Annotated in this window: 14 protein-coding genes; 3 read left to right on the top strand and 11 right to left on the bottom strand. The window is 65.0% G+C overall.

All coding sequences use genetic code 11. The features are described 5' to 3' along the window. Nucleotides 1-40: 40 nt before the first annotated feature. Entirely contained in the window at nt 41-1,246 is a 1,206-nt protein-coding gene (locus tag A5678_RS00980; RefSeq protein ID WP_068037060.1) for an amidohydrolase family protein, read from the top strand. A gap of 29 nt (nt 1,247-1,275) precedes the next feature. Here A5678_RS00980 and A5678_RS00985 read toward each other — a convergent pair whose 3' ends face one another. From A5678_RS00985 to A5678_RS01005, 5 genes are all read right to left on the bottom strand, one after another. Continuing rightward, nucleotides 1,276-1,971 (bottom strand): DUF4396 domain-containing protein, encoded by a 696-nt coding sequence (locus tag A5678_RS00985; protein ID WP_068037063.1) that lies wholly within the window; start codon nt 1,969-1,971, stop codon nt 1,276-1,278. 548 nt (nt 1,972-2,519) lie between these two features. Next, the gene (locus tag A5678_RS00990) at nt 2,520-3,041 is read right to left on the bottom strand and encodes a DUF421 domain-containing protein (RefSeq protein WP_068037066.1); all 522 of its coding nucleotides are present in this window, start codon (nt 3,039-3,041) and stop codon (nt 2,520-2,522) included. Nucleotides 3,042-3,306: 265 nt separating this feature from the next. Then, complete coding sequence (locus A5678_RS00995; protein WP_068037070.1) at nt 3,307-4,497, bottom strand: phosphatidylserine decarboxylase; 1,191 nt, start codon at nt 4,495-4,497, stop codon at nt 3,307-3,309. Nucleotides 4,498-4,790: 293 nt separating this feature from the next. Next, nucleotides 4,791-6,203, bottom strand: a complete 1,413-nt coding sequence (locus A5678_RS01000) for a PPE family protein (protein WP_068037073.1) — start codon at nt 6,201-6,203, stop codon at nt 4,791-4,793. A gap of 88 nt (nt 6,204-6,291) precedes the next feature. Next, nucleotides 6,292-7,533 carry a PPE family protein gene (locus A5678_RS01005; RefSeq protein WP_068037076.1) on the bottom strand — a complete coding sequence of 414 codons (1,242 nt, stop codon included), beginning with the start codon at nt 7,531-7,533 and terminating at the stop codon, nt 6,292-6,294. 274 nt (nt 7,534-7,807) lie between these two features. Here A5678_RS01005 and A5678_RS01010 point away from each other — a divergent pair, with 274 nt between their 5' ends. Next, entirely contained in the window at nt 7,808-8,191 is a 384-nt protein-coding gene (locus A5678_RS01010) for a hypothetical protein (RefSeq protein WP_231983544.1), read from the top strand. Here A5678_RS01010 and A5678_RS01015 read toward each other — a convergent pair. Genes A5678_RS01015 through A5678_RS01025 form a run of 3 tightly spaced genes read right to left on the bottom strand, consistent with a single transcriptional unit; the run spans nt 8,148 to nt 10,462 of the window. Continuing rightward, nucleotides 8,148-8,453 (bottom strand): hypothetical protein, encoded by a 306-nt coding sequence (locus tag A5678_RS01015; RefSeq protein ID WP_068037079.1) that lies wholly within the window; start codon nt 8,451-8,453, stop codon nt 8,148-8,150. The genes A5678_RS01010 and A5678_RS01015 overlap by 44 nt on opposite strands. Before the next feature lies 1 nt (nt 8,454). Beyond that, on the bottom strand, nt 8,455-9,948 hold the full coding sequence (locus tag A5678_RS01020; RefSeq protein ID WP_068037082.1) for a molybdopterin-dependent oxidoreductase: 1,494 nt from the start codon (nt 9,946-9,948) through the stop codon (nt 8,455-8,457). Between the two features lie 13 nt (nt 9,949-9,961). Next, complete coding sequence (locus tag A5678_RS01025; RefSeq protein ID WP_068037086.1) at nt 9,962-10,462, bottom strand: oxidoreductase; 501 nt, start codon at nt 10,460-10,462, stop codon at nt 9,962-9,964. Between the two features lie 209 nt (nt 10,463-10,671). Between A5678_RS01025 and A5678_RS01030 the strand changes: the two genes are divergently transcribed. Continuing rightward, complete coding sequence (locus A5678_RS01030) at nt 10,672-12,639, top strand: SpoIIE family protein phosphatase (protein WP_068037088.1); 1,968 nt, start codon at nt 10,672-10,674, stop codon at nt 12,637-12,639. Here the strand turns inward: A5678_RS01030 and A5678_RS01035 are convergent. From A5678_RS01035 to A5678_RS01045, 3 genes are all read right to left on the bottom strand, one after another. Further along, complete coding sequence (locus A5678_RS01035) at nt 12,636-13,880, bottom strand: acyl-CoA dehydrogenase family protein (RefSeq protein WP_068037091.1); 1,245 nt, start codon at nt 13,878-13,880, stop codon at nt 12,636-12,638. The genes A5678_RS01030 and A5678_RS01035 overlap by 4 nt on opposite strands. Then, nucleotides 13,877-15,019, bottom strand: a complete 1,143-nt coding sequence (locus A5678_RS01040; RefSeq protein ID WP_068037094.1) for an acyl-CoA dehydrogenase family protein — start codon at nt 15,017-15,019, stop codon at nt 13,877-13,879. Before A5678_RS01040 ends, A5678_RS01035 begins: the two co-directional genes overlap by 4 nt. Nucleotides 15,020-15,114: 95 nt before the next feature. Beyond that, the gene (locus tag A5678_RS01045) at nt 15,115-16,086 is read right to left on the bottom strand and encodes an alpha/beta hydrolase (RefSeq protein WP_068037097.1); all 972 of its coding nucleotides are present in this window, start codon (nt 16,084-16,086) and stop codon (nt 15,115-15,117) included. Nucleotides 16,087-16,194: the final 108 nt, after the last annotated feature.

A 16,194-nucleotide genomic window follows, 5' to 3' on the forward strand; every position in this document is an offset into this window, starting at 1 on the left:
CACCTACAGAGAACCCGAGTACTTCCGCAAGGAGATCGCCATGCCGTCTCGCGAACTTTCCTTCCCCGTGTTCGACGCAGACAACCACATGTACGAGCCGCAGGAGGCGCTGACCAAGTACCTCCCCGAGAAGCGCAAGAACGTCATCGACTACGTGCAGGTGCGCGGCCGCACGAAGATCGTGGTGCGCGGCCACATCAGCGAGTACATCCCCAACCCGACCTTCGAGAAAGTCGCCAAGCCCGGCGCCCAGGAGGACTACTTCCGCAACGGCGCGCAGGGCAAGAGCTACCGCGAGATCTTGGGTGAGCCCATGAAGGCCATCCCCGCCTTCCGCGAACCCGGCGCGCGGCTGGAGGTCATGGACGAGCTCGGCATCGACTACGCCCTGATGTTCCCGACCCTGGCCAGCCTGGTCGAGGAGCGCATGAAGGACGACCCGGAGATGACCCACGACGTCATCCATGCGCTCAACCAGTGGATGTACGAGCAGTGGTCCTTCAACTACCAGGACCGCATCTTCGCCACCCCAGTGATCACCCTGCCCATCGTCGAGCGGGCACTGGAAGAACTCGAATGGGTCCTCGAGCGCGGTGCCCGCACGGTGCTGGTGCGCCCGGCGCCGGTCCCCGGCTACAAGGGCAGCCGGTCGTTCGGCCTCGAAGAGTTCGACCCGTTCTGGCAGGCCTGCATCAAGGCCGGGATTCCGGTCTCGATGCACGCCTCGGACAGTGGTTACTCCGAGTTCGCCAACGTGTGGGAGCCCGGCGACGAGTTCCTCCCGTTCAAGCCGACCGCCTTCCGCAGCTTCGCGATGGGCCATCGGCCGATCCTGGACGCGATGGGTGCACTGGTATGCCACGGCGCACTGTCCCGCAACCCTGAGCTGCGGATCCTGTCGATCGAAAACGGCGCCGACTGGGTGCCAGACCTGTTCAAGGGCCTCAAGGGCGTCTACAAGAAGATGCCGCAGTCGTTCAGCGAGGACCCCATCGAAGCGTTCAAGCGCTGCGTCTACATCACCCCGTTCTGGGAGGACCGGTTCAACGAGATCGTCAAGATGGTGGGTACCGATCGCGTGCTGTTCGGCTCCGACTGGCCGCACCCCGAAGGCCTGAAGGACCCCATCTCCTTCGTCGACGAGCTCACCGACTTCAGCGAGGAGGACGTCGCCAAGATCATGGGCGGCAACCTGATGGAGCTGATGAAGGTTTCCGCGCCGGCGAAAAAGCCCGTCTCGGCCTGACGGCGCCGACGGGCAGGCATCGAAGCGCGTTACATCGCCTCCTTGATCCCTCGGCGGATCAGCCAGACATTCGCCGGCCAGGCCGTCGCGAAACCGATGATCATTCCGACCTGCATCAGAAACCAGTACGCGGCCGTGTCAGGATGCAGGGGCGACGACGGAAACAGTACGAATGCCGTGACGGCCATCCAGCCGAAGAGCCCGACTTCGAATGCCGTCAGGGACAGGACGTCGGCCTTGGCCGCCTCCACGAGGCCTTTGCGCAAGCCCAGACCCCGCATCGGGGCGATCGCAAAGTACTGGAACAAGATGCCCAGCGCCAGCGCCGCGACATAGTCGCCGATGTATTCCGGTAGCAGAGCGCGGCCAAGCAGTTCCAAACCGATTGCGAATACCGCGAATTCGGCGATGATGTCGCCGAGCGTGCACCCGGCGCCGCAGTGACTGACGCCGATGGCGGTAGTCGCCCAATTCGGCTTGTCCGGTGGCCGGTCGAGCTCGTGCTCGCGCAACCATCGATGGCTGTTTGGACGCCCGTAACGCCAATACATCCACAGCGCGACCGGCCCGAAATACAGGGCGGTGACCGGCCAGACGGCCTCCATAATGCCCATCCGTTGCCGGTAGCCGCGTGCGTAGATATCGAGGAAAATCACCGTCGCCGTGCCGAAGCCCAACGCCAAAGCGGCCCACGAGACGGCCGTCAACCAGGTTGGCGGGGCCATCAGTTTTTGCCGTATGGGTCGGCGGTGCGGCACTCGAGAAACATCGGTGTTGGTGTGCGCACTCAAAGATCTTTCTGCCGTGCAGGCGCTTATGGACGGGGCGATCCGAGCGAACCGCTCGTTCGGCGATCTCGGCGGCCGGCGCGTATGAGCGGTACCAGCCAGTTGCTGATGACGCTTCGAGGCATGGCCGGGCCTGTGATCGTCAGACCGGCATGCTGGGCGGGCACCGATTCGACAGCATTGCGAACCCGACCATCCGGCGTCGTGCGTTTATCGGCAGGGGCCTCCTGCCGGAGGTCGCAGACCAAGTCAGTGATCCGGAGCAGCTGGTCTTGTGAAGTCATCGACGAGTCCATAGATAATTGCCTATAGCTATTATTTACTATGTCATCTATCTGTACAAGGGGTTGCCCCCGGAAGGGTTGCGGGAACATCCAAGCAAGCCAGAGACATTGACTCGCTCTGCCGCGACCTCCCTCAACTGATCGACTGGCATGCTCCCAGCCTAAAGTCCAGTCTCGAGCCGCAAGGCTGGGTTTCAAGGGCTAGGAAGCCGGCCTTGACGGGGCTGGCGGTTGCGTCCCGTCGGGGTTGCCGAAGACAGATACCACCCCCTTCGTCTCGAACAGCGCTAGGTGGACATCGGCAGGTGTGCGGTATCCATGCTGGCGCAAAATCGCGTCCAAGTCTTCGTGAGTCAGCCTGCACCGCAGCAAGTTCCGTTCATCGAGTTGTCCATCACGCACGAGCACCCGCACCGGTGGATCGACAAGTCTGCGAACCCAGGGAATGAACCGTAGGCGCGCGACAGTGTCATGTGCGGCGATCAATGTGAGCAGTGCGGCCGCCCCCGTCAGCCACGCCGTGCCGGCGGCCGTGGCGGTGCGACCCACGATTGCGCCCACCGCGACAGCGGTGACCCAATCGAACGGGGTGAATTCGGCGATAGTGCGCCGCAGCGTCAGCCGGAATGCCGCTGCGGCGGTTACGAATAAGGCAAGCGCCTTGATGGCCGCGTAGAGCGCCGGACGCCACCCGTTGAAGAGCTGGATTAACAGATCGTTCATCACAGTCACCCGGTTCCGCTAGCGCGCCGCTGATCCCTTGCGGCGCGGCGCTTTCGCCTTCAGCCTATTCACGCTCAGTGATCGGCCGCCGCACATAAATGGCCCACGTCACGGTTGCGAAGCCGATCCAGCAGGCCAAGGAGATCCTTTGAGCCGACCATGGCTGGGTGCGTGCCCGACCATTCCGCCCGCAAACGCAGCTCGCCGAGGAATTTGCTGTGACTTGGCTACTAGGTGGTTGTGAGCCGGGCAATCCGCCCGGCGCTCAAGAGCGCCGGCCTGTGCAGCGAGCCGCAGGCGTGCCGAAGAGTCGGTAGCCCTTGTCGGTGTCGATCTGCGGATCCACGCCATCCTGAAAAAGCAGGATTATGTCCGAACCACCGAACTGGAAGTAACCGAATTCTTCACCTTTCGCCATGTGCCTGCCTTCCACCGCGGTGAGCACCACCGATGACACGTGGGCCATGCCCACGGGGATGACTGCGACGACGCCGATGTCGTTGGAGTCGGAAGCCGACGTGTCGACGGTGACCACTCCGCGGTTTTGGAAGAACTCGTAACCGGTGGTCGCGCTGTCGCTGGACTTGAACTCGTGGCCCTCGAGAGACACCTGCATGAAGACTTGTCCGCTGATGGTGAACGCCTCCTTCACCAGGCCCGATACCGGCAGGTGGTAGCGGTGATACGAATTGGGCTTCAGCATGTAGTGCACAAAGGTTCCGCCGCCGAAGCTCTCGCTGTACGCGCTACCCTCGATGAGCTGCTTGACATTTCCGAATGTCTTGACGCCCTTCAGGGTTACCGGCGGGATGTTCGAGTCGGCGTCGATGTCGTAGGCGTGCTGGAAAACGCAGTCGGCGGGAGAGGTCACCACCACATTGCTGGTGGGATCGGCGATCGGACGTAGCCCGCCGTTCAATTCACGACCGAAGAACTGATTGAACGTCAACCAACCGCTGGGCATGTTGGGCTTTCCGTCGATCAGCGACTCATGCACCCGGTACTCCGGCGCGTAATCGATAAAGGACTGCAAGATCTCCGGGCTGAACGAGCCAGCGGTGTCCAGGAAGCTGCCCCACTGCCGCGAGAACTCAGTCATCCAACCACGAAAGGCCTCGGAGCCCTGCGGCGCGGCACCGTCGATCTCTTGATCGACGAGAAAAAAGAAGTGCGCCGTCCTGTCGCTGACCTCCTGGGCCTGTCGTTCTTCGGGTTTTAGTTCTTGCCATGCCTTCGCATCGGACTGACGGGGCACCCACCTGACGAAGCGCTTCAAATATTCCTCGTACTCATGGAGGTCCGTCGGCCACTCCAGCGCCGCGAACAACTCGGGCCGCAACTCAGCCTCGGCCGATTCGCGAGCCCTCTTCAACGAGCGCTCGAGGAGGTCGGCTAGTCCCTGTTCCTTCTCAATGACGTCGCGCAACTTACGGATAATCGCATCAGGATCGCTCATTCGACTTCTCTCGCGGATATTCCTCGACATGTGTGCCTACGGGCGACTTACCCAGAAACAACAGCGGTAACCGGGCGGGTCATCGATGCCGATATCCGGTACGGCGCGCGGAAGCTCGGCACCGAGTGCACCTCCGACAATGCCCCGCCACCGCCAGACCGTTGAAAAGGCTTCCTACTCTGACCAAATCGGACACCCAGTCGGCCGGACTTTTCGACATCGCCGGCCCGATCATCGCGAATTGACCGACCTCAGAGACACTCAATGCCGACTGCCGGCTTTGACCCGTTCGACTATCCCCAGCGCGCCGTTGGCTGAGGAGGGTCGGGCTTGTCAGCGCTCGACAAGTGGACGGCGTGGTAACCCGGCTTCTTGGCAAGCTTCTCCAGCAGTCCGTCGAGGTGCGCTTTGTCGGTGTACCAGTGTTGCAGCGAATCCGGATCCTGCGACATCTCTGCCAGAACACGTTTGAGCTTTTCCGGCGTGCGGTTCTTCTTTTCGCCGTGCTGCTTGCCGTCACCGGTGCGCTCACCGCCGCCAACGCTGGTGATGTTCACGGCCCGCGGAAGGGCAGCGCCCAATGCGCCACCGGCCAAAGCGCCTATCCCCATCTGCCCGACCAAACTTCCCGTATTCGCCGCCGAGGCAGCCGGGGCGGCAGACGCGCTGGTGCCCTGCAGCAAGCTGGCCGCCAGCCGGATCGTCGGCGTGGACGCAGCCCAGCTGGGCGGGACCGACACCGCGCCGACGACTCCGGCGCCGCCCACATTCGCCGAGACGGCCATGTTGGTGGAGCCGGCTGAAGCCAGTGCTGTGGTTCCCGAACCAAGCCCTCCCGCAAGGATTCCCGTCTCGCCGCTAAGCGCCGTTGCCGTGTCGTTGGTGGTGCGCGCCGCTATCACCAAGCCCAGGCTGGTACTGAGCAGCGCGTCGTTAGCCGGGCGAAGACCCTTGGTGACGAACTCGATATCCCCGGCGGCCATCGCCAGTGGGGATGAATTCAGCTGACTCAGCAATGTCGCCAATGAGGATGCCGATGAGGGTGGAGCAGCCGCAGGTGCTGCGGAGCTTTGCAGCGCCCGCGGCGTTGCCGACATCAGCTGCGATATGGCCGACTGCGTGTTCGTTGGCGCTGTACCGGTGGCCTGCGCAACCGCGGCGGCCTGACCGCTGAGCCCGCTGGGGTCGGTGGTGCGCGGCGGCGGTGTGAAGGTCGTCAACTGGGTGGCCGCCGCGGAGGAGCCGGCATAGCCGTACATTGCGGCGGCGTCTTGGGCCCACATGTCGGCGTACTGGACTTCGGTGGCCGCGATCGCTGCCGTGTTCTGCCCGAGAACGTTGGTGGCCTTTAGCGCCGCCAGCTGGCTGCGATTGGCCGCGACCACGGGCGGGGGAACCGTCGCGGTGAACGCGGCCTCGTACGCAGCCGCTGCCGCCCTGGCTTGGCCGGCGGCCTGCTCCGCCTGTGCCGCGGTGGCGCTCATCCAGGCCGCGTACGGTGCGGCCGCGGCCGCCATCGCTGCCGATGACGGGCCCCGCCAACCAGCGGTTAGCCCCGAGATCACCGAGGAGTAGGAGGTTGCCGTCGAACGGAGCTGTGCAGCTAGCGCATCCCACGCCGCTGCGGCAGTCAGCATCGATCCCGGACCAGGACCGGCATACATCCGCCCTGAATTGATCTCCGGCGGTAACATCCCGAAATCCATTGCGGCTCCTCAGCTTGCTCTGACGTTGGTTGCCACAGGCGGTCGTCGTGCGCACTGTGCGCGCGGGCTGGCCCTGCCGCGCCGACGATTAGTCATCGTCGGATATCAAGAAGATGTTCACCTCGCCGGCGTGCTGCCCGGAGACCGCGCCGCCTGCCACGCCGACGGAGCGGGCGGCAGCGCCCCCGGTGCCGGCGACGGCTCGTCCGGCCAAACCCGACAGGGCCATGTTGCCGGCCAGGCTGCCTGGTGCATCTGCCGCCAGCGCTTCCGGCACCGCGCCCATACCGGTTCCCGGCAACACCGCTACAACCGGCCGCACCGTCGGCGCAGCCGTCGTCCAACCGGGGGGCACCGACATGCTTCCCAGCAGTTGAGCGCGGCCCATGCCCGCCGATAAGCCGGACCCGCCTGCGGAGCCCACCAGCCGCGACCCGGAAACGGGCTCGCCCGTCGGCACCGCCTTACCGGCCGCACGTCGGATCTTTGACAGCCTTTCCTCCGCGCTGGTGAGGTTCGCCCCATTCTGGGGCACCAGATAATTCTCGACGCCCAAGAGATACGGGCTGCCGACAATGCCGTACAACGAGGTGGGACCCAATGGACCCGTAAGGGTCATGTTGAGTTCTGAAAGCAGCGATGGCGGATCGGCCGCCGCCGGAGCTGCGGCTGCGGCGGGAGTCGCCAGACCCTGTAACGTCTGCGGGGTCGCGAACACCAAGTGCGACAACGCCATTGGCGTATTGGCCCCGGTCGCCGTACCGGTGGCCTGACCGACCGCTGCGGCCTGTCCCGAGGCCCCGGCCGGGTTGGTGGTCTGAGGCGGCGGATCGAACGGCGCGAGCTGCGCGGCGGCCGAGGAGGAGGCGGCGTAGCCGTACATCGCGCCCGCATCCTGCGCCCACATTTCCAGGTACTCGGCCTGGGTGGCCATGATCGCCGGGGTGTTCTGTCCGAAAAAGTTCGTGGCGATCAACGCCAGCAATCGCGCACGGTTCGCCGCGACTGAAGCCGGCGGCACGGTTGCCGCAAACGCGGTCTCGAAAGCGCCGGCAGCCGCCCTCGCCTGGGCGGCGGTCAGCTCGGCCTGTCCGGCGGTGGTGCTCATCCACACCATGTATTGCGCGGCCGCGGCCGCCATCGTCGCCGACGACGGACCTCGCCATCCGGCCGTCAATCCCGAGACAACCGACGATTGACTCGCCGCCGTGGCGTGCAGTTGCGCCGCCACCTCGTCCCACGCAGCCGCGGCCGCCAACATTGGCCCGGCGCCGGGGCCCGTATACATGCGTGTCGAGTTAACTTCCGGCGGAAGCATGCCGAAATCCATTGCCATGCAACAGCTCCTGCCTAGTGCCGCAAGCCGGTCCACAATCCACCGCAAGCGGTGCATTGTTTCCCACCTCTCGCGGCTTCCCAGGTTTGCCGTCCATATCCTGGGAATACGCGTACTCAATCCTGCGGCTTTGCTGAAAAACTTCGCTGTGTGCAACTGTTGCCTAAGCACATTGTTTGGAGGGTGTTGCAGGTTGTAGCGGCGGCGGCCGGGGTACTCGTCGACCGATGGCGACACCGAAACATTCGGGTGCGGGAAGGAGCGCCGCATGAGCATGGCACCGGAGACCCGGGGGCAAGTCAGCATCGACGATGATGTCACACTGCTCACCGAGCAGATTGACGCCCTCGAGGCTTTGGGGCGAAAGAATTCGGTCGACGACGCCGAGGTCTACGACTTCAGCGTTCGCTGGGGCGCGGCACTGGCTGGACGACTGCCCCGCCTGGTGCACTACAGCTCGCTCGGTCTCCTCGACGACGCCGACCAGCACCGGTTCCAGTCATTGTGTGAGCGACTCCGCCGCGTCTCTGGCATCGCCGAGAGATTTGGGCTGCCGCGCCCGGTGCTGAGCGGCGAAAGCGCCGCGAGTCCGAAGGGCCACCGTCGTATCAAGACGCGGTCGCCTTTGCCGAAGCGTCGGTCCCGTAGCTGAGAAAGTCGTTCTGCGGCAACACGATTCCGGTGCGCGGCTTGGGGCAATCTGGATTGCGGCATGTCAGCGCCACCATATAGGCGTCATCGTCCTCGTTGAGGAACAGGAATCCGAGGTAGAGGGCGTGGCCGACGTCGAAGTCGGTTCCGCCGCACTGCTCGCAGTGGCCACCCTTGGCGGAGACATTTTCCAATACGCGGTGCTGCGCGGCGGAATTCAGCTCGATGAGTTCGGGCCGCACCGTCGGGTCGTGATCGCTCATGTCAAATCTCCACGTCCTTGTCGTAGTGGACATGGTCCTCACGCCAGCCACCCAGCCCTTTGCCGATGCCGGAATAGTCGTTGACGAACTCGATCCCGTTGATCCACTTGACCATCTTGAAGCCAACCTGCGTCTCAACCCGCAATCGCAGCGGTGCGCCATGTTTGATGGGCAGCGGCCGCCCATTCATCTCATATGCCAGCAGCGTCTGCGGCTTATAGGCGAGTTCGAGGTCCATCACCTCGTAGAACTGGCCCCCCGGCGTCTCTGCCGCGGGTTCGTCACGGCCGGTCTCCTGCATGCTCAGGAAACAGATGTATTTGGCTTGCGGCAACGGCCGCACCACATCCGCCAGCTGGGCAAGCAGAATTCCGCTCCATTCGCCGATGCTGGTCCAGCCCTGCACGCAGTTGTGCAACGTCCGCTGCGTCTGCTGCTCCGCGAGCGCCCGCAAGGCGGCCAGATCCAGTGTCACCGGGTTTTCGACGAGTCCACCGACCGGTAGCCGCCAGTCGACGAAGTTGTGGACCGCCATCACTTTGTATTCGGTGCTGGCGGGCGGCTTTCCGTTCACCCGGTGGTCTTTGGTCAACTTGCGAACCGGGTAGTCCTGGCGGGAATTCAAGGGGCGCAGCAAGAGCAGCCGAACGCCGGTCACCACGGCGCCGAGTATGCGATGCACCTGGACGGGATGGCGAAGGCTCCACCTGGTGGCCGCGACATGGACGGCGATGATGGCGCCGATGATCATGAGCGACAGCGCCGTCGCCCAATTGATGTTGCGGACGGAGCCGAAAATCATCGACGCCGTCAGTTGGCCCCAGCCCCAGAAGAAGATCATCGACAGGTGGATCACGATGAACACGACGAAGGCCAACAACCCCAGGAAATGCAGGCTTCGCGCCCACTGTCGGCCACCCCACATGCGCACGTACCACGGAAAGCGCGCCTCGATCGCCGGTGACTGCGCGGCCCCGGTCAAGATCTGGAACGGCGCGAGGACGAAAACGACGCCGGCATAGGTCAGCTTCTGAATGGCGTCCAACGGCTCGCCGGGCAGCAGCGGCGGCAGGTTGAATGACATGTACGTGACGATGTCGTTGGCGGCCTCGGGAAAGATCGACCAGGAATAGGGCCAGTACCGGTGCCATTGACCGGTCGCGAATAGCAGGACGTAGTAAGACAACCCGAGCAGGATCCAGCAGATCACCGTGAAGAAGTGCCAATGGCGACCCATGCCCAATTTTTTGTGACCGGGCAGCGCGACGAGCGAGCTGTAGGACTCTTCCTCGTCGAGAGTGTCGTATAACCGGTTGCGCGGCATGACCTTGCGGGTGAAGCGCGCCCATTCGCTGCCGGGCTTGCTGTCGTCGTGCCAATACAACTTGGGGTGGGTGCCGAGGATCTCGATGCCGCTGCGGATGATCAGGGTGACAAATAGGACATTGAGCCAATGGTCCACTCGCAGCCACGCCGGATAGTCGAGCGTCGTCATAACTGAGCTCCAGTCAGTCGTACCATTGCTGCCGTTGCGGGTAGGCCACGTTAATGCCTGACAGCACCGTTGTGTGTACCGCGATGAAACCGGCGGCGAACGCCATGGCGAACGTGCCGGGTGACAGGTCCCATCGTCCGGTCAGCCCCTCCAGCCCCGCCAAGCTGACCCACCGGCTGGCCAGGTAGACGGCGAGGAAGGCCAGGCAGACCAAACTGCCGAGGTACCAGCCGACTTGTGGCACATGCGGTTTGAGGGCGAACACCATCGCGGCGGCGGCGGTCAGGCAACCGATTGCCAGCAAAGCGGAGTAGACAACGAAATACGCCGGCACGGCGGGTGCCCTGATCAAGACGTACCCATGCATTGCCGCCAGGCCGACCAGCAACGAGCCGCCCAATGCGGTCACAGTTCGTGGCAGATTGAACGCAACCCAGCCGTTCAGGGTGAGCACCGGTGAGGTGACGATGCTTCGCCAGATTGAGATCAACCGCCGCGGGACGACATTGACCATGCGAGCGAGGTACCCGCGCTGAGTAATTACAAACCGTCCTGGTTTAATTGCGGAATGCGAAGCCGTCGGCATGCCACGCTGGGAAAACTGTTGCCTCGGGCACGCGGCTGCCGTTGATACTCTTACTGTCTGCCGGGCGAGTGCTCAGCGCTTGGTGACCAGCTTGCGAGACTCAGTCCGAAATGGGGGTCCGTAGGAGGAACGGCCATATGGCGGCCGAACGAAACTGGGACACGACTGTGGGGGCGGCCGACGACGTCCGCCGCGTTTTCGAGGAGGTCCCCGCGCTGTTGGTCGGCCTCGATGGGCCCGACCACCGATTCATCGCGGTCAACGCCGCTTACCGCACGCTCAGCCCGCCGATCGACAGCATCGGGCTCCTGGTGCGGGAGGTCTACCCCGAGCTGGAGAGCCAGCAGATCCTGCAAATGTTCGACCGGGTCTACGAGACGGGCGAGCCGCAGTCGGGGACCGAGTGGCGGGTGCAGGCCGACTTCGAGAGCTCGGGGACGGCACAAGAACACTTCTTCGACTTCATCGTCACGGCGCGGCGAGGCGAAGACGATTCGATCGAGGGGGTGCAGCTCGCCTTCGTCGACGTCACGGAACGCGTGCGGGCACGGGTGGCGGCCGAGTCGCGCATGCAGGAGTTGTCCGAGCGGTACCGCAACGTGCGCGATTCGGCCACCGTTATGCAGCAGGCGCTGCTGGCGCCGTCGGTACCCGTCGTTCCCGGCGCCGACGTCGCCGCCGAGTACCTCGTCGCCGCGGAGGACACGGCCGCCGGTGGCGACTGGTTTGATGCGATCCCCCTTGGGGATCGACTGGTTCTCATCGTGGGCGACGTCGTCGGCCACGGCGTCGAGGCGGCCGCGGTGATGTCGCAGTTGCGCACCACGCTGCGGATGCAGATCGTGGCGGGCTACCCGCTCGCCGAAGCGCTGGCGGCGGTCGACCGCTTCCACGAACATGTGCCCGGCTCGAGGTCTGCCACCATGTGCGTGGGATCGCTCGACTTCACCACGGGCGAATTCCAGTACTGCACCGCCGGCCACCCACCGCCGCTTCTCGTCGGCGCGGACGGCGACTCGCGTTACCTTGAGCCGTCCGGCGCCGGGCCGCTGGGCAGCGGCACCGGCTTCCCGGTGCGCACCGCATTTCTGGATATTGGCGACGCGGTCATGCTCTACACCGACGGTCTGATCGAACGTCCCGGCCGGCCGCTGGTGGCGAGCACCGCCGAATTCGCCGAGTTGGCAGCCAACATCGCCGGCGGCCAGGGCGGCTTCGTGATCGAGTCGTCGGGGCGGCCCATCGACCGCATCTCTTCGGAGACGTTGGAACTGCTGCTGCGGTCGACCGGCTACAGCGACGACATCACACTGCTTGCGGCGCAACGGCGCACGCCGCCGCCACCGCTCCAGATGACGCTGGATGCCACGATTCGCGCCGCGCGGGCCGTTCGCGGCCGGCTGCGTCAATGGCTCTCCGATGTTGGCGCGGCCCCCGACGACATCTCTGATGTCGTGCATGCGATCTCGGAGTTTGTCGAGAACGCGGTCGAACATGGTTATGCCACAGAGGTTTCCGATGGGATCGTCGTCGAGGTGTCGCTGGCCGGAGACGGCAATCTTTACGCGTCGGTCATCGACCATGGGCAGTGGAAGGATCATCGCGAAGGCGAGCCGGGTCGCGGCCGCGGGCTTGCCATGGCCGAAGCCCTGGTGTCCAGCGCGCACGTCACCCACGGGCCCGGCGGAACGACCGCCAGCTTGACACACCGCCTGTCGCGGCCGGCCAATTTCGTCACGGACACGCTCGTCAGCCGGGCCGACCAGCAGCGGTCGGCGAACTCCGAATTCGTATCCGTGGTCACCGAACCCGGGCGCATCGTCGTCAGCGGCGACGTCGACTCCACCACCGCTTCCACACTTGATCGCCAGATTGCGGTCGAAAGCCGTTCTGGCGTGGCGCCGTTGACGATCGATCTCAGCGCCGTGACCCAGCTCGGGTCGGCCGGGGTCAGCGCTTTGGCCGCCGCCCGTGACCGAGCGCAACGACAGGGCAGCGAGTATGTGTTGGTGGCCCCGCCGGGGAGCCCGGCGCACCATGTCTTGTCGCTCGTACAGCTCCCGGTCTCCGGTGGGCTCGCCGAGAACCTCGTCGCCGAGGGCTAGGGCCGGTCGGATCGCCGGCCGTGCCGCACCTGCTTGAACGGCACGCCCCGGTCGGCTGCGAATTCCCGCGGGAAGCCCAGCACCCGTTCGCCGATGACGTTGCGCGCCATCTCCGTGGTGCCCCCGCCCATCGCGACGGTCTGTCGGGACAGGTAGCGCAGACCGGTTTCCAGGCCGTCACCGGGTTCCCCGACGACGCCGGCGCTACCGGCGATCGCCATGGCGGTATCGACATCCACGAACACGGTCTCGGCGTGGAACAGCCTGATGAGTGTGCCGGCGGCCGGCGGAAGCGTGCCATCCCGGACGCTGCGGTACACGTGACCGATCAGCTGCTCGGCCACCGCACGCTGTACCAGCGCGCGGCCGGCCAGCTGCTCCACGCGTTCGTTACCGGCCTGTCCCGTCTTCTCGATAAGGCTCACGTAGTCAACGGGAATCGCGTTGCCGCCCTCGCTGCCGCTGCCGCTGGCGAACTCGGACCCCTGCCCCACCGCCCGGCGCTCGTGGTACAGCTGCCGCGACGCCACCGCCCAGCCATTATCGACCTCCCCGACGACGGCGTCGTCGCCGACGTCAACCCCGTCGAGGAACTCCTCGCAGAACTCGGTGGAACCGCTCAGCATGGTGATGCGCCGCAACGTAATTCCCGGATGAGCGATGGGCACCAGGAACATGGTCAAGCCCTCGTGCTTGGGCACGTCCCAATTGGTGCGGGCCAGACACAGTCCGTAGTCGGCGGCGAACGCGCTGGTGCTCCAGGTCTTGGCCCCGTTGAGTACCCAACGGTCGCCGTGGCGTTCGGCCCGGGTGAGGACGCCGGCCAGATCGGATCCGCCGCTGGGTTCGGACAGCAACTGCACCAGCACCTCGTCGCCGCGCAGCGCCGCCGCAATGTGTTGCTTCTTCTGATCTTCACTGCCGGTGTCGAGCAGCGTGGCGCAGCAGATGGTAAAGGTGGGCGTGTTGAGGATCAGCGGCATCTCGTAGTTGCTGGTTTCCGCGTCGAATGCCTTCTGGTATTCGTAGTCCAGACCGAGGCCGCCGTACTCGCGGGGAAAGCAGATGCCGGCGAATCCGCCTTCGTATAGCCGCTTTTGCAGTTCCCGGGCCCGCAGCCAGGATCGTTCGTTGTCTCGCGGGGCGGGCGGCGGGGACTCGGGATCGATGCGGGGCATGTTGTTCGCCAGCCATGCCCTGGCCCGGGCCGCGAACTCGGCGACGGATTCGGTCGGCGTCATTTGTTGGAACGACCTGCCTTCTCGTATTCATACACGCGCAGGTTGTGTTCCTCGGGTGTCCCGAACATGGAGCGATACAACGTGATCCGGCGCAAGTAGAGGTGCAGGTCGTGTTCCCAGGTGACGCCGATGCCCCCGTGCATCTGCACGCAGGCCTGGACGATCTGGCCGGCCATCTCGCCCACGTAAGACTTGGCGATGCTGGCCGACAGGCCCGCCTCCGGTGAGCTGGCGGCAACGTCGGCCACCGCCGCGGCCGTGGTGGCACGACAAGCTTCCAGCCACAGCTTCATGTCGGCGAATTTGTGCTTGAGGGCCTGATAGGACGCCAGCGGACGCCCGAAGGTGTGTCGGTCCAACGCCCACTGGACGGTCAGGTCGAACACGGTCTGCAGGATGCCGACCGCCTCGGCGCACTGCAGGGTTTGGGCGATTTGGCTCTGCCGGTCGATCAGCGCGGCGGTCTCGGCCGCGGTGCCGACGGCCGCCGATCGCTCCACCACCACACCGTCGAAATTGGCCCGGGCATAGTGCTTGACCAGGTCGACCGACTGCTGGGGCTCGATCGTGAAGCCGGGCGCGTCAGTGGGGACCAGAAACTGGCGGAGCTCATCACCGCAGCGCGCCACCACCAGCAGCAGCGCGCTCTGCGCGCCGGCCTCGATCCGGTCCTTGGTGCCGTCGATGCGATAGCCCGAATCGGTCGTGGTGGCCGTCAACGACGGATCCATCGGTGCCCACCCCCGGCCCGGTTCCGAAACCGCCCACGACGCCACGATTTCACCAGACATCAGCGCCTCGATGGTCGCCGTGTGCGGCTGCCAGTCGGCGCACTCGACGAGCGCGGCCAGGACGACGCTGACCGGATACAACGGCCCGGGCGCCACGGTCCTCCCGAGCTGTTCGGCGACCATGGCCAGATCCGAAAAACCGCTGTCCGAGACGCTGCCGCCGCCCAATTCCTCCGGCACCAAGAGGCCCGTCCAGCCGAGCGCCGCGGCGCGCCGCCACCATGCCGGGTCGAACGACACCGCCTCCGCGTGCAATTCCCGTACACGCCGCAGCGGCGCTTCCTTTTCCAGAAAAGCTTGGGTGGTCGAGGTGAACAGCGACTTTTCGGGAGAGTCGAGTGTGGTCATGCTGCCTCTCGTGGGGCGTTCTCCGGTGTTTTCGATGGTAGCAATGTGCACTACGGTAAGAGATACCGGAGTTCTGTCGATAGCGCAGGTCAGCGCTACATGGCGAACACACGCCGCAGCGAACGCGCGTGCAGCGCCCGGTTCTCCTGAGAAACCACCCAATCGGGAACCAACGAGTCGAACCCGTTGAATGCCGCTGCGATGACGTGCAATTCGGTGTGCACGTAGGCGTGCAACAGCCTGTTCGCGTAGTCGATGGCTTCGTCGCGACACGGATCGATCTCCGCGCAGCTGATGAACGTGGGCGGCAGGCCCTCGAGATTCGCGCGGTGCGCGGGGACGTGCTGACCGTTGGCGCTCGCGTGACCGAGGTAATGACCCCACGCCCGGCTCACGGCCGGCCCGTTGAGACCCGGCGTGCGCTGGAACTCGCGACGCGACTGGGTAGCGTCGGAATCGAGCATCGGCTGGTGCAGGATCTGCACCAGGATCTGCGGGCCTTCGTCGTCGAACATGCGCTGACTCAGGCCCGCTACGAGTGCCGCACCCGCGTCGCGGCCCATCACAGCGATGCGGTTGACGTCCACATTCAGCTCGGCGCAATTGCGGGTGGCGTAGTAGAGGCCGGCCTCGACGTCGTCCAACGCGGCCGGGCACGGGTGTTCCGGCGCGAGCCGGTAGTCGACCGATACCAGCAGGCATCCACCTTCTCGAGCCAGCTCCACGCATCGGGCGTGATCGGTGTCCAGGTTGCCGGTCACGAAGCCCCCGCCGTGGGCGTACAGGACGAGGGGTGCACCTGACCCGGTCTGATCGAGATCGGGACCTCGATAGAAACGAAGCTTCAGCTGATGCCCGCCCGGGCCGGCGATGGTGCGCGTTTCGACGGCCACGTCGGCGGTGTCGACCGCGGCGGCGCGCTCGGCTGCGAGCCGGTTGGCGAGCTCCCGTTCGGCGGGCAGTGTCTCGGCGCGGAATTCGACGATGCCCAGCGCGGTAGCCGCCTCCCGGAGCACCGGGTCGATCCGGGTAAGGCCCTGGGGCCGCGTCAGATTCGTTTGTGTCATACCTTCTCGTCTTCCGGGCTCTCATGCGGGCTCGTCCGGTACCGGCGCGGGGCGGCCGTGCCGGAAACCTTCTTCAAGGTAGACCTGCGATTCCGTGTGGTGAAAGAC

This window comes from Mycobacterium sp. E2733, from assembly GCF_001667585.1.
Taxonomy (GTDB): Bacteria; Actinomycetota; Actinomycetes; order Mycobacteriales; family Mycobacteriaceae; genus Mycobacterium.